Source organism: Clostridium sp. YIM B02500, from assembly GCF_022324665.1.
GTDB classification, from domain to species: Bacteria; Bacillota; Clostridia; order Clostridiales; family Clostridiaceae; genus Clostridium; species Clostridium beijerinckii.
Genome location: NZ_JAKGTE010000004.1, coordinates 68,703 through 86,362, shown reverse-complemented (window position 1 = coordinate 86,362; position 17,660 = coordinate 68,703). Strand labels below are relative to the sequence as shown.

The 17,660-nt window shown below is 31.1% G+C and carries 12 protein-coding genes and 1 riboswitch; all 12 genes read right to left on the bottom strand.

Translation table 11 applies throughout. From position 1 onward, the window contains the following. Positions 1-176: 176 nt before the first annotated feature. Complete coding sequence (locus tag L1S46_RS04415; protein ID WP_011967988.1) at positions 177-1,127, bottom strand: ribonuclease H family protein; 951 nt, start codon at positions 1,125-1,127, stop codon at positions 177-179. Between the two features lie 101 nt (positions 1,128-1,228). After that, entirely contained in the window at positions 1,229-2,191 is a 963-nt protein-coding gene (locus L1S46_RS04410) for a DUF1232 domain-containing protein (RefSeq protein WP_238899304.1), read from the bottom strand. 312 nt (positions 2,192-2,503) lie between these two features. Further along, the gene (locus L1S46_RS04405) at positions 2,504-3,334 is read right to left on the bottom strand and encodes a MetQ/NlpA family ABC transporter substrate-binding protein (protein WP_011967986.1); all 831 of its coding nucleotides are present in this window, start codon (positions 3,332-3,334) and stop codon (positions 2,504-2,506) included. A gap of 11 nt (positions 3,335-3,345) precedes the next feature. Further along, complete coding sequence (locus tag L1S46_RS04400; protein WP_017212473.1) at positions 3,346-3,984, bottom strand: methionine ABC transporter permease; 639 nt, start codon at positions 3,982-3,984, stop codon at positions 3,346-3,348. Further along, on the bottom strand, positions 3,984-4,949 hold the full coding sequence (locus L1S46_RS04395; protein ID WP_011967984.1) for a methionine ABC transporter ATP-binding protein: 966 nt from the start codon (positions 4,947-4,949) through the stop codon (positions 3,984-3,986). The genes L1S46_RS04400 and L1S46_RS04395 overlap by 1 nt, the downstream gene beginning before the upstream one ends. A 143-nt stretch (positions 4,950-5,092) precedes the next feature. Continuing rightward, positions 5,093-5,211, bottom strand: a riboswitch (SAM riboswitch). A 430-nt stretch (positions 5,212-5,641) separates the two neighbouring features. Further along, a complete protein-coding gene (locus L1S46_RS04390; protein WP_238899303.1) occupies positions 5,642-8,899 on the bottom strand; it encodes a 5'-nucleotidase C-terminal domain-containing protein in 3,258 nt (1,085 codons plus the stop codon). 218 nt (positions 8,900-9,117) lie between these two features. Next, positions 9,118-9,588, bottom strand: coding sequence for an SsrA-binding protein SmpB (smpB, locus tag L1S46_RS04385; protein ID WP_011967982.1), 471 nt, complete (start codon positions 9,586-9,588; stop codon positions 9,118-9,120). A gap of 148 nt (positions 9,589-9,736) precedes the next feature. Next, positions 9,737-11,944 (bottom strand): ribonuclease R, encoded by a 2,208-nt coding sequence (gene rnr, locus L1S46_RS04380; RefSeq protein ID WP_038457150.1) that lies wholly within the window; start codon positions 11,942-11,944, stop codon positions 9,737-9,739. 420 nt (positions 11,945-12,364) lie between these two features. Beyond that, positions 12,365-13,723, bottom strand: a complete 1,359-nt coding sequence (locus tag L1S46_RS04375; protein ID WP_238899302.1) for a nitrogenase component 1 — start codon at positions 13,721-13,723, stop codon at positions 12,365-12,367. Between the two features lie 25 nt (positions 13,724-13,748). Continuing rightward, positions 13,749-15,281, bottom strand: coding sequence for a nitrogenase component 1 (locus tag L1S46_RS04370; protein ID WP_238899301.1), 1,533 nt, complete (start codon positions 15,279-15,281; stop codon positions 13,749-13,751). A 207-nt stretch (positions 15,282-15,488) separates the two neighbouring features. Then, positions 15,489-16,403: a cysteine synthase family protein gene (locus tag L1S46_RS04365; protein ID WP_238899300.1), complete on the bottom strand. Its 915-nt coding sequence runs from the start codon at positions 16,401-16,403 to the stop codon at positions 15,489-15,491. Then, the gene (locus L1S46_RS04360; RefSeq protein ID WP_238899299.1) at positions 16,400-17,560 is read right to left on the bottom strand and encodes a PLP-dependent aspartate aminotransferase family protein; all 1,161 of its coding nucleotides are present in this window, start codon (positions 17,558-17,560) and stop codon (positions 16,400-16,402) included. The genes L1S46_RS04365 and L1S46_RS04360 overlap by 4 nt, the downstream gene beginning before the upstream one ends. Positions 17,561-17,660 lie beyond the last annotated feature (100 nt).

Below are 17,660 nucleotides of genomic sequence, written 5' to 3'. Positions count from 1 at the left end.
TGTATTAATCAAAAAGTTATCCAAGTTAATTTATTCCATGATTATATACAGTTTTAAAAATATTCTAAAAAGTAACTATGCATATTACAATCAGCTTTCTATATTCCAGTCCTAATTAAGCACTTTTCTTATTTGCATTTTAAATGCAAATCTATTATTCCAACATATATACTGGTTTAATTATTATCAACGTACTCTTTAAGAAGATAAAAAATTAATTTTTCTTTTTCTTTGCTTAATAGCTTAGAAATTATCTTTTTGCCTTCGATAGCGTTATTTCTATATAAACCAATAATTTGTTCAAATCTAATTTCATTATCATCTTTCTTATCTACATTCAATATATTTTCCATTTGTAGATTTTCATCTTCGCCAATTAAAATTATATTATTTGAATGACTTGGAGCTATGCTTAAGATTTCTTCTTTAACCTTAGTACCAGAAACTCTTATAACATTTTTACTTAACCATTTTTCAACGGTTCTATCAGAAGTTATCCCTAAGCACTCTTTACATTTCTCATCAACAAGCTCGTTAAATAAATCTCCAGTATGACTATCAACTTTTACAAATATAATTTCCATTCCAGAATTTATTAACTCTTGCATCTTTTTATAATATTGCATAGATGATTCTTCTTTTCGTTCCCATGCTCCAGTTGCATGATGAGCTATCCCCTCGTAATCATGAAATAGAACTACTTTTTTTTGTCCATGTTCTAAAGCATATTCAACAGCTCTAACAGCTCCCTTAAGTTCGCCTGCTATTTGTCTTATATTTTTAGAAGAGCTATCTTTTTCAGCTCCGCTTTCTATATATTCTACAACATCATCATTAACACAAACTACCCCATAAGAATATCTTCCGTCAGAAGAATTATAACTTCCATCAACATATGCATGAAGACAGTCTTTTGGATAACTTTCATCACTCTTTTTTAGCATTCTATTTCCTTCGTTTAGATATGATTTTGCCTCTTCTATGTCTTCGAAACTCTTATACTTTGCTCCCTTTACCCCTTTTACATATGCTAAGCATTCATTCCAAGTATTGACTATTACATTTTCAACCTTTTTGTTATTTTTAATATCAAAACCATATTGTATTGCATAAACTTTTTTCGCCATATATTATTCCTTTCTCCGACCGTCTAACTTATTATTATACTTTTCATGGAATATTTATAAACTTATAATCTATATGTTATTAAATTTATAAATAATATTTTCTATAGTGATGATAATTCTTCTACAGCACTATATAATTTTTCAATATTTGCAGCATTTGTAAAGTTAGTTAGATATTCTATTCCTTTTTTTAATACTAAAAGTATATCATTTTTACCTTCCCAATTCTCTACTATTATCGATAATGGTATATCTTTAATAATCTTATTTAAAACAAAAAATATAACTCCAATATCATCAATCACACCTATAAATGGTATACTATTAGGTATTATGTTAACTGGTACAGTTACATATGCTATTCCTGCCGACATTATAAGCTTAGTCTTTATAGATACTCTTTTATCCTTAAGTAATCTATATATTAAAGAAGCTATATCTGGCAATACAAATATATACTCTTTATAATTTCTCACATTTTCAGATAATTTATTTGTAATTTTATTTCTTCCGACAGAATAGCAATCTTTAGTTTTATCTATAAGATCCAATGATGCTACGTCAATCTCTTCTTCTTCACTTGTTTCTTCAATATCACTTTCCTTTATTAATTCTCCTAGTATTGAAACCTCAACATTAGAAATTTCAGCCCATACCTCTGATTTTTTCATGAAGACCTCACTAATATTTAGATTTATGTATGGTACATATTGAAGTATTGTATTTATATCAATTATTACTTTATCCCTATCACTATCTATTCCATACTTTTTAAAAGCTTTTGCTAATTGCTTTATCACAAAACTTCTTAATATTCTAAGAAAACCAACATTTAATACTTTAACTTTAACTATCTTTACAGTAATTTTGTTATGAACACACCCAACTAATTGAACCTTTATATTAAAGTCTATATTTATTCCCTTTTTCAAAGTTCCTTCTAATATTATTCCATCATTAATAGTTACTGTTCTTAAATCCAACCCATCAACCTTAACAAATTCATTGATTATACTTAATATATCATTACCAGTTAATTTAACTTTTACTTCTGATATGTTCATTTTTTATTCCCCTTTAGAGTAAATTCTTACTTTTATATAAATTAAATCAAATTATTTTCCTAAATATACTTAAAAGTATACATTATTCCAGAAAATTATTAAAGATATGTTATATATAGAATCTACAATTTTTCTTAATAGCAAAAGCCCCCATTTAACTTTCTGATAAAAAAAGAAGGCATGCCTTAATGTCATTTTGTTGCCTAAATGACATTTGGCATAGCCTCTCTTCTTGTAATACAGCATATTCATGCTGCAAATACTAGTTATTATTCAATTTCTTTTTTCAATCTATATGTTCAAAATGAACTATTAAAATACTGGAATTACTGAACCATTGTATTCTTTTTCTATAAATTCTTTAACTTCTGGTGATGTCATAGCTTTTACTAAAGCTTTGATTTTTTCTTGATTTTCATTACCTTGTTTTACAACAACTATGTTTGCATAAGGTTTAGCAGCTTCTGAAGCCTTATCTTCAATAATAATTGCATCTTTTGCTGGATTAAATTTAGCTTCTATAGCATAGTTTCCATTGATTACTGCAGCATCAACGTCATCTATTGCTCTTGGAACTGCTGCTGCTTCTAATTCATTAAACTTTAAGTTTTTAGGGTTTTCAGTAATATCCTTTGATGTAACTAGTTCTCCATCTTTAATTTTTATTAAGCCTTTTCCTGCTAATAATTTTAATGCTCTAGCTTCATTTGATGGATCATTAGGAACGGCAATTGTAGCTCCATCTTTAAGTTCATCTAAACTTTTTACCTTCTTAGAATATAATCCCATTGGTTCTAAATGTATTGCACCAACTGAAACTAGGTGATATCCCTTAGATGAATTTTGTTCATTTAAGTATGGAGTATGTTGGAAGAAGTTTGCATCTAATGAACCTTCTTCTACAGCAGTGTTAGGTTGATTGTAATCATTAAATTCTGTTATTTCTACTGTATATCCTTCTTTTTCAAGTAATGGTTTAGCTATATTTACTATTTCTTCATGTGGCTTTGGTGTTACCCCAATCTTTATTACCTTGTCATTTTTAGAATCTTTACTTCCTGAAGTAGCTGTGCCCCCGCAACCTACTAATCCTAGTGTCACTACTCCTGCTAAAACTACTGATAAAATTGATTTCTTTTTCATATTTATTCCCCCTATTTTGATAATTTATTGTAAAAATAATTGCCTATAAGCTGTAGTCCTTGTACTACTATGATTAACACAATACATGTTACTACCATATAATCAGTTTGGAATCTTTGATATCCATAGCTTATAGCTACTTGACCAAGTCCTCCACCCCCAATAGTTCCTGCCATTGCAGAATATCCAACAATGCTTATTATTGTAAGAGTAATTCCTGATGCTATTGAAGGAATTGCTTCTTTAAGCATTACCTTAAAGATAATTTGAGTGTTTGATGCTCCAAAAGATCTTGCCGCCTCTATTATTCCTTTATCGACTTCTCTAAGTGATGATTCTATAATTCTTGCTACAAATGGTGCTGCTGCAATTGTAAGTGGAACAATAGCTGCTTCTGTACCTATAGATTTACCAGCAATAAATCTAGTTAATGGTATTATTGCTACCATTAATATGATAACTGGAAAACTTCTTAATATATTAATTATTAAATCTAAAACTGTATAAACTATTTTATTTGGTTTTAATCCGTCTTTTGCAGTAACTGTTAATATTATTGCAGGTATGAATCCTAAAATAAGTGAACCTATAGTCGATGCAAAAACCATCTCTAGAGTTTCTATTAAAGCTTTTACTATTACCTGATTCATTATTCGATCACCTCCAATAAGATATCCTTATTTTCAAGGTACTTTATAACCTTGTCCTTATCCTCTTCGTTGATGTTTATTACAAGCCCACCTAATACTTCGCTCCTAAATTTTTCAAGTTTTCCCCAAACTATAGAAAAATCTATCTCTAATTCCCTTGCCATCTTTGTAATTAGTGCATTTTCAGAAGAATCACTTGGGAAGAATATCTTGATATTAACACCTTCTTCTGGTAATATTCCTTCATCTTCTTCTCCTAAGAATTTCTTTAATGATTTTCCTGGTTGTAAGAATAAATCTTCTGATCTTCCTTCTGCTTTTATTTTTCCACCATCTAGCAATGCAACTTTTTCACAAACTTCTTTTATTACTTCCATTTGATGAGTTACCATTACTATTGTAATCCCTAATTCTTTGTTTATTTTAGAAAGTAATGCTAAAATGTCTTTTGTAATTTTAGGATCTAATGCAGAAGTTGCTTCATCACAAAGTAGTATTTTAGGGTCTAACGCTAATGCCCTTGCTATTGCTACTCTTTGTTTTTGTCCACCACTAAGCTCTGACGGTTTGCTTAGCTTTTTGTCTGTTAATCCAACTAAATCTAATAATCTTAATACTTTGTCCTTAATTTCACTTTTGTTGTACCCCCACACTTCAAGAGGAAGAGCAACATTATCAAAAACATTTTTTCTTTGCATAAGATTGAAATTTTGAAAAATCATCCCCAAATCTTTTCTAAATTCCCTAAGACTTTTTCCTTCTAATGATGAAACCTCTTTCCCCATTACATTTATTGAACCTCCATCATAAGATTCAAGTCCATTAATGCATCTTAATAGTGTTGACTTTCCTGCTCCGCTGTGTCCTATTATTCCATAAATTTCGCCCTCTTTAATGCTTATTGATACATCTTTTATAACTTGTGTTTCCCCAAAATTCTTTACCACATTTTTGATTTCTATCAAACACATTTCCTCCTTTGACTTTGTTTTGTTAGTTTCCGGATAACTAAGGTGATGTAATAATTAACTTAATTATTAACGTTCACCTCAAAACAAAAGCGCTAGAGAATAAATCTCTAGCGCATAAAACACCATACAAATTTATCCTCTCATCTATCAGCTAAAAGCTGCTGGAATTAGCACCATATAAATATCATTTAGTAAAAAATAATATTTCGGTTGCCGGGTTTCAAAGGGCCAGTCCCTCCACCGCTCTCGATAAGATATTCAGATTATTTAATTTAGCTTTGACCTAATTATATACAACTTTTTTTAATTTGTCAAAATCTATAGAATAACCTTTTGCTCTTTCAAATCCAAGTATTGTAATCGGATTGGTTTTATTATATATACTTTCTGTATATATTGCAAGATTTTTTTATGAAATTAATTAATAAATTTAAGTTTATAGTATAAATATTAAATTATTTTATATTTATATTGTTAAATCTGTTGTATATGCTATATATTTCTATCAAATATTCAAAATCAATATCTAGGCTAATAAAAATATCAGTATAAGAAATAATAAATATTCTTCAATAGAATTTGAAACCATACACATGTAGATAAATCTATCTATGTGCATGGCTTCATTTTTACTAGAATCACTTATATATATATTTATTTATGCCTGAAAATAATTGCTTCAGATCTTACGCTGCTTTTTTCTGTTTATCTACATTCAGTATCTCCCAATTATTTGAGCAATCTGGAGATATCTCTCCATGTTTTTTAATGTAGCTAGTCATTAGACTTCTCACTTGACCATCATCACCAAGTGCTTTTCCTGAATCATAGACAATAATACTTGAATCAGTATTACTTAATCCAGCGGCCTTCATAAAACCTCCACCACCATTAAATCTATAATTGTTTATAGCAACTGTAAATTCATCTGAATCTTTTACTTCGACACCATTAACCTTTAAATTCTTTATTCTATTTCCTGATATTACTCTTCCTGTTTCCTTGTCGATAGTACATGCAGGTTGTGTTAAATCAATATCATATGTTGCACCATATAATTGATCCAAGTTATAATCTGGAATATTTAATATTGGATCTTTTATTACTGCTGCATTATCCCCTGTTGTTTGATCATAATATCTAACTGAATATTCCATCCAGTCTTTCAATTGCTTTCCTGTCATTTTTACTCCATACAAAAAGTTTTCAAATACATATACTGCCATCATATCTTTTATTGTAACATCGCCTTGAGGTATATATGCTCCAGAACTTAATGGTGCCGCAATTGATAATTGAGTCCCAGCACTTTCTTTTTGTACTTTATTAATGAGCTCCATAATTGCAGTAGGCTCTGTTAACTGTCCACTTCCTGTAAATTCTCCAGTTGAAGTTCCTATTTTTGTATCTACATATTTTAATGTTGTATCTTCATAAGGTTTAATTAAATCGACAATCTCCTGATCATCTACTATGCTATTATCAATAACAATGTTTTTTGTTGAAATTCCTATAAGCTTTGCATTTCCATCAAAGTTCATATCAACTTGTGCCAAACCTGTAGCTCCCTTAGTTGACTCAACTATTGGAACAACTTTACCTTCTGGATTCTTCTTAGTTAGATCATTTACTTTCAAATGTGTATGACCTGCTATAATTGCATCTATACCATCAACTTGTGTTGCTATTGCGTTAATTTCATTTTCTGGTATAACATCTGCATCAGTCTCTTGACCACTATGTGCTGAAATTATAACAACATCTGCGCCCTTGGCTTTTACTTCTTTAACCCACTTTTTAGATTCATTTACAAGGTCATTAAATACCAATCCATCGTAATGTTTTTTATCTTCCCAACTTGGTATGCATTTATTTTCTAAACCTATAACCGCTACTTTTACTTCTTTACCATTAACATAAAAACTTTTCATTATATATGGATCTACAAAATTTGTTGAATCGTTCTTATATATATTGGCTCCAAGTACTTCTATTCCTTCTGACTTATAGTCTTTAATCACTCTATTTAATACATCTAATCCATAATTGAATTCATGATTTCCTAGTGTCCACGAATCATACTTCATAGCTCCCATAACCTTTGCCATAGGGTGCTCTAAAGTAGTGTCTAAAATATCATAGTAATATGATAGTGGTGTTCCTTGAATTGTGTCTCCATTATCAATTAGCATCACATTATTATTATTTTCTCTTACACTTTTAACATATGATGAAACTTTAGCTAATCCCTGTGCTTTAGATGGTGCTTTTCCTGTTCCATAATCATAATTTAAAACTGTACCATGAACATCTGTTGTTGCTAATAAAGTTATTGAACTAGACATATTAACCATTCTTGGTATATCAGTATTAGGTATTGTATTTTTATCATTTTTATCTTTATTTTCTTTACACCAATCTATAAATGCATCTCTTACTAAAACATGAGTATCATTTTTAACATCTAATCCACCGTACTTTGTAAATGCAGTAAACGAATCTCCTCCTTGAGCCACAAAATCTGGAACTGCAACAGATAAACTTTCGTTATCACTAATAGGAGTTCCATCTTCTTTTGTGATAGATTTAACTCTTTGACCTGATGGAAGATTTGAATCATAGCCGAATTTAATTCCCGATACCTGTAACCCCTTACTGTTATCCGCAACAGCCTGCTCTAGAACTTCTTTTAATTGAGATTTTGTCATGCTTAATTTATAAATTGTGTTATCAAAAGGCATAAACTGCCACATAGTTCCGACTGTAATATTTCCTTGTGGAATATCTATTCTAAGACCTCCATTATTTTGAAATCCAACATCAGCTTTAATAGAATTTCTTGTAACGTCAGATGCCCAATTTCCTAAAACTGATGATCCATATGGAGAAGCATCTAATTTTCTTGTTAAATCCTTTGCTGTATTATACCCAATAACTTCACTCGTCATTGGCTCTATCTGTTTATTGGCATTATCTACAATTTTATCAACATCACTGTCTGTTTGTGGTGTTCCAGTTTTATATCCTTTGTCATTATCTAGCGCCACATAACTTGTTTCAAGATTTGGCTGATCAAATACGATTTTATTATCACTAGTCACCTTGAATTTAGCATCTATATATCCTTTACCGTTTGATCCCCCAATATATACTGGGATATTGGTATTCTTAGCAATTGCAGCAGTTTTAGTATGGCTATGTCCACCAAATACAGCATCTACATTCTGAACATTATTAGCTAAATCAAATACTGGCCCTGTTGCATTATCACCCTTATCACCTTCATGCACCAATACAATTACTACATCCGCCAATTTATCTTTCTTTATTTGTAGTGCAATAGGATTTATTTCACTTGCAAGGTCTGTAAATTTATAGTCACTCACAAATTTAGGTGATACACTCGTCTCTGTTTCTCTTGTTATTCCTCCTATAACGGCGATTTTTATGCCATCTTTAGTTATAATTTTATATGGATCAAATACACGCTTGCCAGTCTTCTTATCGTAAAGATTGCTGCAAACTATTGAATACGCTGCACCCTTCATTGTTGTATTTGTAGTTGTATCCAATCCCCAATCAAACTCATGATTTCCAAGAGTTGTTATCTCCATTCCAATCTTAGACATAGTCTCCTGAACAGGAACCCCTTTCATGATATTAGATGTTGCAGATCCTTGATACAAATCACCTCCACCTAAAATCAATGTCCTATCTTTATTAGACTCTTTCACTTTTTCTATTCTATCTGCTAAAACCCCTGCAACTTGATTTCCTGATGAATCATTAAGTGTTCCATGAAAATCAGTGATTTCGATAACGTCAAACATTTTTTCATTCTCAGTTGCATAAACTCTTATAGAAAACGAGCTAAATAAAGTAATTATGAAGAATAAGCTAGTAAAAATTGATATAACTTTTCTGAACTTTAGAAGTTTTTTCACAATTATTTCCCCCTTAATACTAATCTCATTTACATATTATTACTTACAAAAAATTATATGACACATATTTTTTTAATAGTATATTTATTGTAAATGTCACCCATTTATTATTCAGATTATTTCTATAATAATTTTATCTAAAAACCCCATATTATCTTGTATTTTAACCAAATAAAAAACTACCAAAAATATTTTTATACTTTCGGTAGCATGCTTAATTAATATTTATTCTTTTCCTTAATTGCTCTATCCATGTCCCTCTTATGAGCTTTTTCTAACATCGAGTCTCTCTTATCATAATTTTTCTTACCTTTACAAACTCCAAGCGCAACTTTAACTTTTCCGTCCTTCAAATACAATGATAGAGGTATTAAGGTATATCCATCTCTAGACACTAAACCATCAAGTCTTCTTATTTCATCTCTATGAAGAAGTAATTTTCTCTCTCTTAATGGATCTACATTAAATATATTTCCTTGTTCATAAGGAGATATGTGCATATTCTTTACAAATATTTCACCATTATATATATCTGCATAACAGTCTTTAAGATTCACTCTTCCATTTCTTATTGATTTAACCTCTGTCCCAACTAAAACCAATCCTGCTTCCATTGCCTCTTCTACAAAATAGTCATGCCTTGCTTTTCTATTTTCTGCTAATGAATTCTCATTTCTTTTTCTTGCCATCATAATCACCCGCTATGGTTATATTTCTACTAAAATTATATTATACCCATTTCTGTAAATCAACTTATTTTGAACATTGCTGATATGAACGCTCAAAATAAGTTTATATGCACAAATTTTTACTCTTTCAGAACATTAAAATCATATCTTATACTTCAACTAACTTTTTTTCTACTTCGCTAATTTTTCCTTCTGATTCAAAATCTTTATCTGTTTCTTCTCTCTTTGGCTCTTGTGTAATCTTAAAAAATATCTCTCTATTTGTTATATCTACATTAACGCATTCTACTTTTACTTTATCTCCAAGTTTATATAACTTTTTAGTTCTTTCACCAATCAAGCTTAAATTTGCTTCATTGAATATATAATAATCATCATCTAGATCTGTTATATGAACTAAACCTTCAATTGTGTTTGGTAACTCAACGAATATTCCAAAAGATGTAACTGAAGATATAATTCCTTCGAATTCTTGACCAATTCTCTCTTGCATATACTCAGCTTTTTTAAGATCATCAACTTCTCTTTCTGCATCTTGAGCCTTTCTTTCCATTTCTGATGATTGTTTAGCTGCATAACCTACTATATTTTTTAATTTATTTATTCTAGTTCCATCTACTTCTCCATGCAAATATTCTTTTATGATTCTATGAATTTGTAAATCAGGATATCTTCTTATTGGTGAAGTGAAGTGGCAGTAGTACTCAGCTGCAAGCCCAAAATGTCCGCTACATTCTGGTGCATATCTTGCCTGCATCATAGATCTTAATAAAAGTGTACTTACAACTGTTTCTTCGTTTTTTCCCTTAACCTTTTCTAGAATCTCTTGAAAACTTTTTGGTCTTATTTCTTCTGTCCATTGAATAGCATATCCCAAATTATAAACAAATTCTTTAAATTTAGCTAATTTTTCTTCATCTGGACTCTCATGTATTCTGTATACAAAAGGTAGATGAGTACCAAACATATGCTCTGCAACTGTCTCATTTGCTGCTAACATAAATTCTTCTATCATCCTATTTGATATTTCACGATCATACGGTTTAATCTCAATTGGTTTTCCTAACTCGTTAAGTGTTATCTTAGCTTCTGCTATTTCAAAATCAATGGCACCTCTTTTGGTTCTCTTATTTCTTAATATACCACATAACTCTTCCATCATTTTAAAGTCATCAACAAGATAGTCATATCTTTTTATAAGTTCCTCATCATTATCTCTTAATATCTTTGTGACATCTTTATATGTCATTCTCTCATTAGTTTTTATTACAGATTCTACAATTTCATGGTCTACAACTTTTCCTTTATGATCTATCTCCATGAAGCAAGTTAATGTTAATCTATCTACTCTAGGGTTTAATGAACATATTCCATTAGATAATTTTCTAGGTAACATCGGAACAACTCTATCTATTAAATAAACTGATGTTGCTCTTTTTAATGCTTCCTTATCTAATGGACTATTTTCTTTTACATAGTGTGTTACATCGGCAATATGAACTCCTAGTTTAAAGTTGCCATTACTTAATTTTTCGATAGATACAGCATCATCTAAATCCTTAGCATCTTCACCATCTATTGTGACCATTCTCAAATCTCTTAAATCTCTTCTGCCTTTATATTCTTCTTCATCAATTTCATCAGAAATACCTTCAGCATACTTTTGAACTTTTTCACTAAATTCTTCTGGAAGTCCAAGTTTTTTAATTATCATTAGAATGTCTATTCCTCTGTCACCTTTTCTTCCTAAAACCTCTGTTACAACTCCTTCAGCTTTTCTATTTTCCTCAGGCCATTTTGTTATCTTAACTGTAACAACATCTCCATCATTGGCACCATTCCTATCCTTCTTTGAGATGAATACATCTTTAGATATCCTTGGATCCTCAGAAACTACAAAACCAAAATTTTTAGAATCTTCATATACTCCTACTATTCTAGTAGTGTTTCTTTCAATAATTTCTACTACTTCTCCTTCTCTTTTCTTGGTCTTTGTATCTTCTCTTGTTACTCTAACAGATATTTTATCACCATTCATAGCTCCATTTATACAATTGCTTGGTATAAATACGTCTTTTTGTCCCTCTTCTTCTGGAATTAAAAATCCAAAACCTTTTGAATGTGATTGAAGCGATCCTATAATAAGACCTTCTTCTTCATGATTCGCATTAGCTATCATATACTTGTCTTTTTTAGTTCTTATAATAAGTCCTTCATTTTCCATAGTTCTTAAAGTCTTTTTAAACGCATTATATTCATTTTTCTTTATATCAAATACAGCAATTAATTCTTCAATGTCCATTGGCCTATATGCAGGTTCTTTCATAAAACTTGCTAATGTTTGTTTTATTCCCATAATTTCTTCCTCCATTATACTATTACTATATTTTATTCCTATATACCTATATACTACCACAATAACCTTGTACAATATAGATTTTATCTTATTTTAATATTAGTATTGACATATATATTCTAATTTATTTATATACTATAGTTTAGTTAATTAAAAAATGGCAATATTTGAATTGTTTATATTATGTTTCAATAATAAATTTAATTTAAAATTCTGTTACTCCAAATGCTAAAATAAGTCTAGTAATAAAAAATTCAATTAAAATATACATATTTAGGCATTACTTAACAAAAATAGATATCCTCTTTTATCAAAAGGATATCTATAAATGACTTCATAATTAAACTATTTAAATTTTAAATATACTTAATAATTCGTATTATTTTCTTAAATTTTTTTACTTACTTTATGTTTAAAGATTTATGCACTAGCGCTAATTGCAGTAGTATAAATCTTCTCTAATAAATTAAGCGCTCCTTTATATCCAATATAAGTTCTTGATAGTACTACTTCATAAGAGGCTGGAAAACCGACTTCAATAATTGCTCCCTTTAATTCTTTAGCTGTATCTCTTTCCCATGTAGTACCAAATATAATAGGCGGCTTATGCCCGAAGTCTGTCTGTCTTAGCAATTGTCCTATTACATATCCATCCTCTGCAAAATCAACATCTGCAGATACATCTTCTGCTAATTTACTATACTCACTCGCAATTGCTCTTCTATACTGCTCTGGAGGATTTTCAGTAATAATTTGTTTAGCCGGAATTAATCCCAACTGATTTACTAAAAATTTATTTAGAGCTAAATTATAAGCGCTATCTCCCACTACTGCATATTTAGCCGGTAAGCCCCACCAATATTCAGCATAGAAATCTGAAAAGTGTTCTAAATAATAGTAGTAATTTTTTTCTTCATCTTTTATAAAATCTTCACTTTTTTGTTTATCTATTCCGGAGAAATCAACTACTTTACGCAAAAATGCACTTGTTTCCTTTGCTCCAATAGGAACAGTAGGGATGTGTAGAAATGGTTGTTCATATTTATTTTCTAGATGCTTAGCAGTGTCTAAGCCAAGCCAAGGAGAAAGCACTAAATTAAACTGTGCTTTAGGTATATCTCTCCATTCGCTTACTCCTTTTGATTCTGGTCCAAATAGAATGTTTGCTTTAAGCCCTGCTCCTTCAAGTACACGTTTTATTTCTGTGAGATCTCCACGCCAAAATGTATTTTGATATGGCAAAAGTGACCATACATTAACTAACCCTTTTTCTTTTTCTCCATCATATTCTCCAACATATTGATCTATAATAGCCTTTGTAACTAATTCGTGGCCTATAAAATTATTTCCTTTAAATCCACCAGTTTCCGCATATACAACAGGAGCTCCTTTTTTCTGAAATTCTCCAACAACTGCTCCTACATCATCTCCAACAATTTCACCTATACATCCAGTAAGAACTACAAATAATTCTGCATCCATTATCTTTAAGGATGATTTAATCAATTCTCTAAGACGGTTTTCTCCACCAAATACAACCTCATTTTCACCTGCATTAGAACTCGGCGATACTGCTCCACCACTATATCCTCCCCCTTGAAAACCATTATAAAATGCGAGACCAGTATACTGCTTATCTGCACAACCAGGACCACAATTTACAATAGGCATTGCTCCAGGAATTGATGATACACTGTAAATAGCTCCTATAGCGCAACCATAACGCACTTGATTTATAGAATTTGTTTGAGTAATATTTACGTCTTTGTTAATCTCCATAACTTCCTCCTTTAAAAAATATCAATTATATTATTTTTTCATTTAATATTTCTGGTTTTTTTGCAAGAATATAAGGATCCTCTTGATCAAGCCACCATTGGGTATAAGGCAGCTTTACATGCTCTTTTAGGTCTTGATGAAATTTCCTATGGGCGAGTACATCCAAAACAGCTTCTCCTAAATTAACCATTCCATCATATCCAATAGCAAGATGTTCATCTCCGAGTGGAGCCGCTGGTATCCCTAATCTGGATGCCAATGGTGCGAGCCCATTATGCCTTATTAATATGAAGTCTGGATTTGTCTTTTTTAAGAGTCCATAAAATTGATATTGTTGTCTATTACTTACACTAAATGAAGGTAAATCATCATAATTATCTATTAAAAATTTAAGAGAATCCTGCTTTGGATCTCCACTATCATAAACTGGATCATGATGAAATACTAAAGAACCATTTACTTCAACTCCTAATTCTCTTAAAACAGTAATTAAACCATGAGCATAAGCTGAACCAGTTGCAACATATCCTTTTACGCCTTTAAGTTTTTCCCTAAGTTCTTTTAACTTAGGTTTTATTCTTTCATGTTCTTTTTTGATAAACTCTTCAGCAAGTTCCTCTTTATGAGTGACTCTTGCTATTTCACGAATCCAAGCATCTGTACCTGCAAAGCCATAAGGTTGAGGTGCCTTTATTTCTGGAACCCCAAATTCTTGTTCTAATGCTGCTGCCATATACGATGACAAGGTATAGCAAAACCCAACTGTTCCTGCTGCTTCTGAAAGTTGTGCAAGATCATCTACCGTTGCTAAATCTACAACATAATTTACTCTTAATCCTAGCTCTCCTAGCATTGGTGTAAATACATCAGATCCCCAAAGATTTATAACATTAATTAAATCTTCCTGCTTTTTAGGATTTTTACGTACAATTTTTCTAAGAATTCCATGTTGAGTAGCATCAAAACCTGTGCTCCAATGTTTTGATCTAAAGCCTTCACAGGCAAGTGGAATTACAGGTATGCCAATTTCATCTTCTGCTTCCGCAGCCACACTCTCCATATCTTCTCCAATGATTCCTGTCGCGCATGACGTACCTAAGAAAATCGCCTTAGGACTATACCTTTCAAAAGCATCTTTAATTGATTGTTTTAACTTTTTAATACCTCCAAATACCATGTCACTTTCATCTAAGTTAGTACAAATAATTCTTATGTTTTCTACTGGTAAATTCCGAAGTGCAAGTCCATTTCGATAAATTGAATTATAAGGTACTTGTCCCACTCCGCAACCAATAGGTGAATGTTGAATAAGCACTGCATCTCTTACGTTTCCAGCTTGACATTCAACCATCTGTTCGCTACAAACTGATCCTTGTGTAAAGGGTCCTTTCATTTCACAAAGTCTGCATTGTTTACCTCTGCCCTCGCATCCTCTGCGTTCATAAGAAGATTGCTCTGATAGTTCTGATGCCTTTCCATCCCATGCAATAATAGTTCCAAGTCTTTGTTCACGACTTTCAACCTCTGGAATATCCAGATTGATCTTTTTATATGCCATATCTTTTATCCCTCCTAAAATTTTATTTTATGGACAATAAAACTGAGTCTCTTGCATACTAAATAATGTATAATCAAGAAACTCAGTCTCTAGTTTTCTAGTCAACTTCGTTAATAAAGTTATCATAGTTAAGTTTTTTCCCATCCAAAATCAAAATCTTGTCCTTATATCTCTTATTTCCATAGCTTATTAATTTATTTATATTACTTAGTCATCAAACAATGTTGTACTTAGATATCTATCTCCCCTATCAGGAAAAACAACAACTATATTTCCACTATCGATTTCCTCAGATAACTTCAATGCTGCTGCAAGTATTGCTCCAGATGATGATCCAACTATTAAACCTTCCTTTTTAGCCAGTAACTTTACATTCTTAAAAGCCTCATCATCATTAACCTTTATAACTTTATCAACTAAAGATATATCCATTGTTTTAGGAACAAAATCATTTCCTATACCCTCTATTTTGTAACTCTTATGCTCTCCACCGACCATTGTTGACCCTTCTGGATCTGCGAGTACTCCTTTAATATCCTTATCCTTTTCTTTTAGATATTTTATGATCCCCGTAAATGTGCCTCCACTTCCTGCACCTGCCACAAAATAATTTATATTACCATCTAATGCTTTATATATTTCAGGGCCTGTTGTTTCATAATGAGCTAAAGGATTATCTTCATTTTCAAATTGACCTAGACTAATGCTATTGGGAATCTCTTTTAATAACTCATTAGCTTTATTTATGGCTCCAAGCATACCTTCTTCATCCGGAGTATTAATGATTTTAGCCCCCAAAGCTTTCATTAGCTTTTGCTTTTCTATTGAAAATTTGGTTGGTACTACAAAGATTATATTATAGCCTCTATTTATTGCCGCTAGAGCTATACCAAGACCAGTATTTCCTGCTGTTGCATCAACTATTGTATACCCCCTCTTTAAGCTTCCATTTCTCTCAGCCCCCTCAATCATTGTTACTCCAATTCTATCTTTTATACTTCCACCAGGATTAAAACATTCAAGTTTAGCAAATATATTAACATTTTTTTTAACATTGATATGTGTGAGTTTTATAAGCGGAGTATTTCCAATAAGTTCTTTTACATCACTTACATAATTCATATCAAACTCTCCTTAAATGCATTGTTTAAGTCCTCAATTAGATCATCAATATTTTCTATCCCTACTGACAACCTAACTAGATTATCGACAATTCCAACCTCCTGCCTTATTTTATATGGAATTGCTGCATGTGTCATGCTAGCTGGGTGACATATTAAAGATTCCACCCCACCTAGACTTTCTCCTAAAGTTATAAATCTTAGTGAACTTAGAAACTTTTTGTAATCTATTTTTTCATTTATAACAAAAGACAATACTCCCCCAAAGCCAGATGCTTGTTTCTTATGAATTTCATATCCTTTCGAATCCTTTATTCCTGGATAATAAATTTTAGTTATATATTCACTTTGAGATAAAAATTGTGCTATTTTCTCTGCATTTTCATTGTGCCTATCTAATCTAACACCTAAAGTTTTTATGCCTTGAAGCAATATAAATGAATCAAATGGTCCAAGTACTCCTCCCGTTGAATTTTGTATAAAGTGTAACTTGTCCCAAAGCTCATCATTATTTACAGCTATTAATCCAGCTACTACATTACTATGACCGCCTAAATACTTAGTAGCACTATGAACAACAATATCCGCTCCAAATTCTAAAGGTCTTTGCAAATATGGTGACATAAACGTATTATCCACAACAGTAAGTGCTCCGTATTCCTTTGCAAGCTTACTAACCTCTTCTATATCAGTAATATCCATGAGCGGATTTGTTGGAGTTTCAATAAAAACGGCCTTTATACTTGCATTGTCCTTTCCATTTTCTAAAATTCTTTTTACATCATTTAGTCTAGAAAAGTCAACTATCTCATATTGAAGATTAAAATTCTTAAATACTTTATCAATTACTCTAAAAGTTCCTCCATAAAGATTACTTGGAATTATCACTTTGTCACCGCTATGAAATAAAGATAAAACAGCCGTAATAGCAGCCATTCCGCTGCTAAATGCAAGTCCACCGCTTCCACTTTCCAACAAGGCAATAGTTTTCTCTAATGCTTCCCTTGTCGGATTTCCAGTCCTTGAATATTCATATCCTTTATTTTTACCTAACTGTTCTTGCTTATATGTGGACGTTTGATAGATTGGAACATTCACCGATCCTGTTGTCTCATCCCCATCAATTGCACCATGAACTAATAATGATTCTATTTTCATTTCTCTCTCCTCCTCAAGGTTTCGCTAGTGCAAAGTTTTCTACACTATTCTTTATTTCTTATATATAAAGGTTGCTACTATTTCTAAATATAAATTACTA

Excerpts from the sequence above, each read along its gene's own strand:
- L1S46_RS04410 (WP_238899304.1), bottom strand. The coding sequence starts at position 2,191 with ATGAACATATCAGAAGTAAAAGTTAAATTAACTGGTAATGATATATTA.
- L1S46_RS04405 (WP_011967986.1), bottom strand. The coding sequence starts at position 3,334 with ATGAAAAAGAAATCAATTTTATCAGTAGTTTTAGCAGGAGTAGTGACA.
- smpB (WP_011967982.1), bottom strand. The coding sequence starts at position 9,588 with ATGGCAAGAAAAAGAAATGAGAATTCATTAGCAGAAAATAGAAAAGCA.
- L1S46_RS04370 (WP_238899301.1), bottom strand. The coding sequence starts at position 15,281 with ATGGCATATAAAAAGATCAATCTGGATATTCCAGAGGTTGAAAGTCGT.
- L1S46_RS04365 (WP_238899300.1), bottom strand. The coding sequence starts at position 16,403 with ATGAATTATGTAAGTGATGTAAAAGAACTTATTGGAAATACTCCGCTT.
- L1S46_RS04400 (WP_017212473.1), bottom strand. The coding sequence starts at position 3,984 with ATGAATCAGGTAATAGTAAAAGCTTTAATAGAAACTCTAGAGATGGTT.
- L1S46_RS04415 (WP_011967988.1), bottom strand. The coding sequence starts at position 1,127 with ATGGCGAAAAAAGTTTATGCAATACAATATGGTTTTGATATTAAAAAT.
- rnr (WP_038457150.1), bottom strand. The coding sequence starts at position 11,944 with ATGGGAATAAAACAAACATTAGCAAGTTTTATGAAAGAACCTGCATAT.
- L1S46_RS04360 (WP_238899299.1), bottom strand. The coding sequence starts at position 17,560 with ATGAAAATAGAATCATTATTAGTTCATGGTGCAATTGATGGGGATGAG.
- L1S46_RS04375 (WP_238899302.1), bottom strand. The coding sequence starts at position 13,723 with ATGGAGATTAACAAAGACGTAAATATTACTCAAACAAATTCTATAAAT.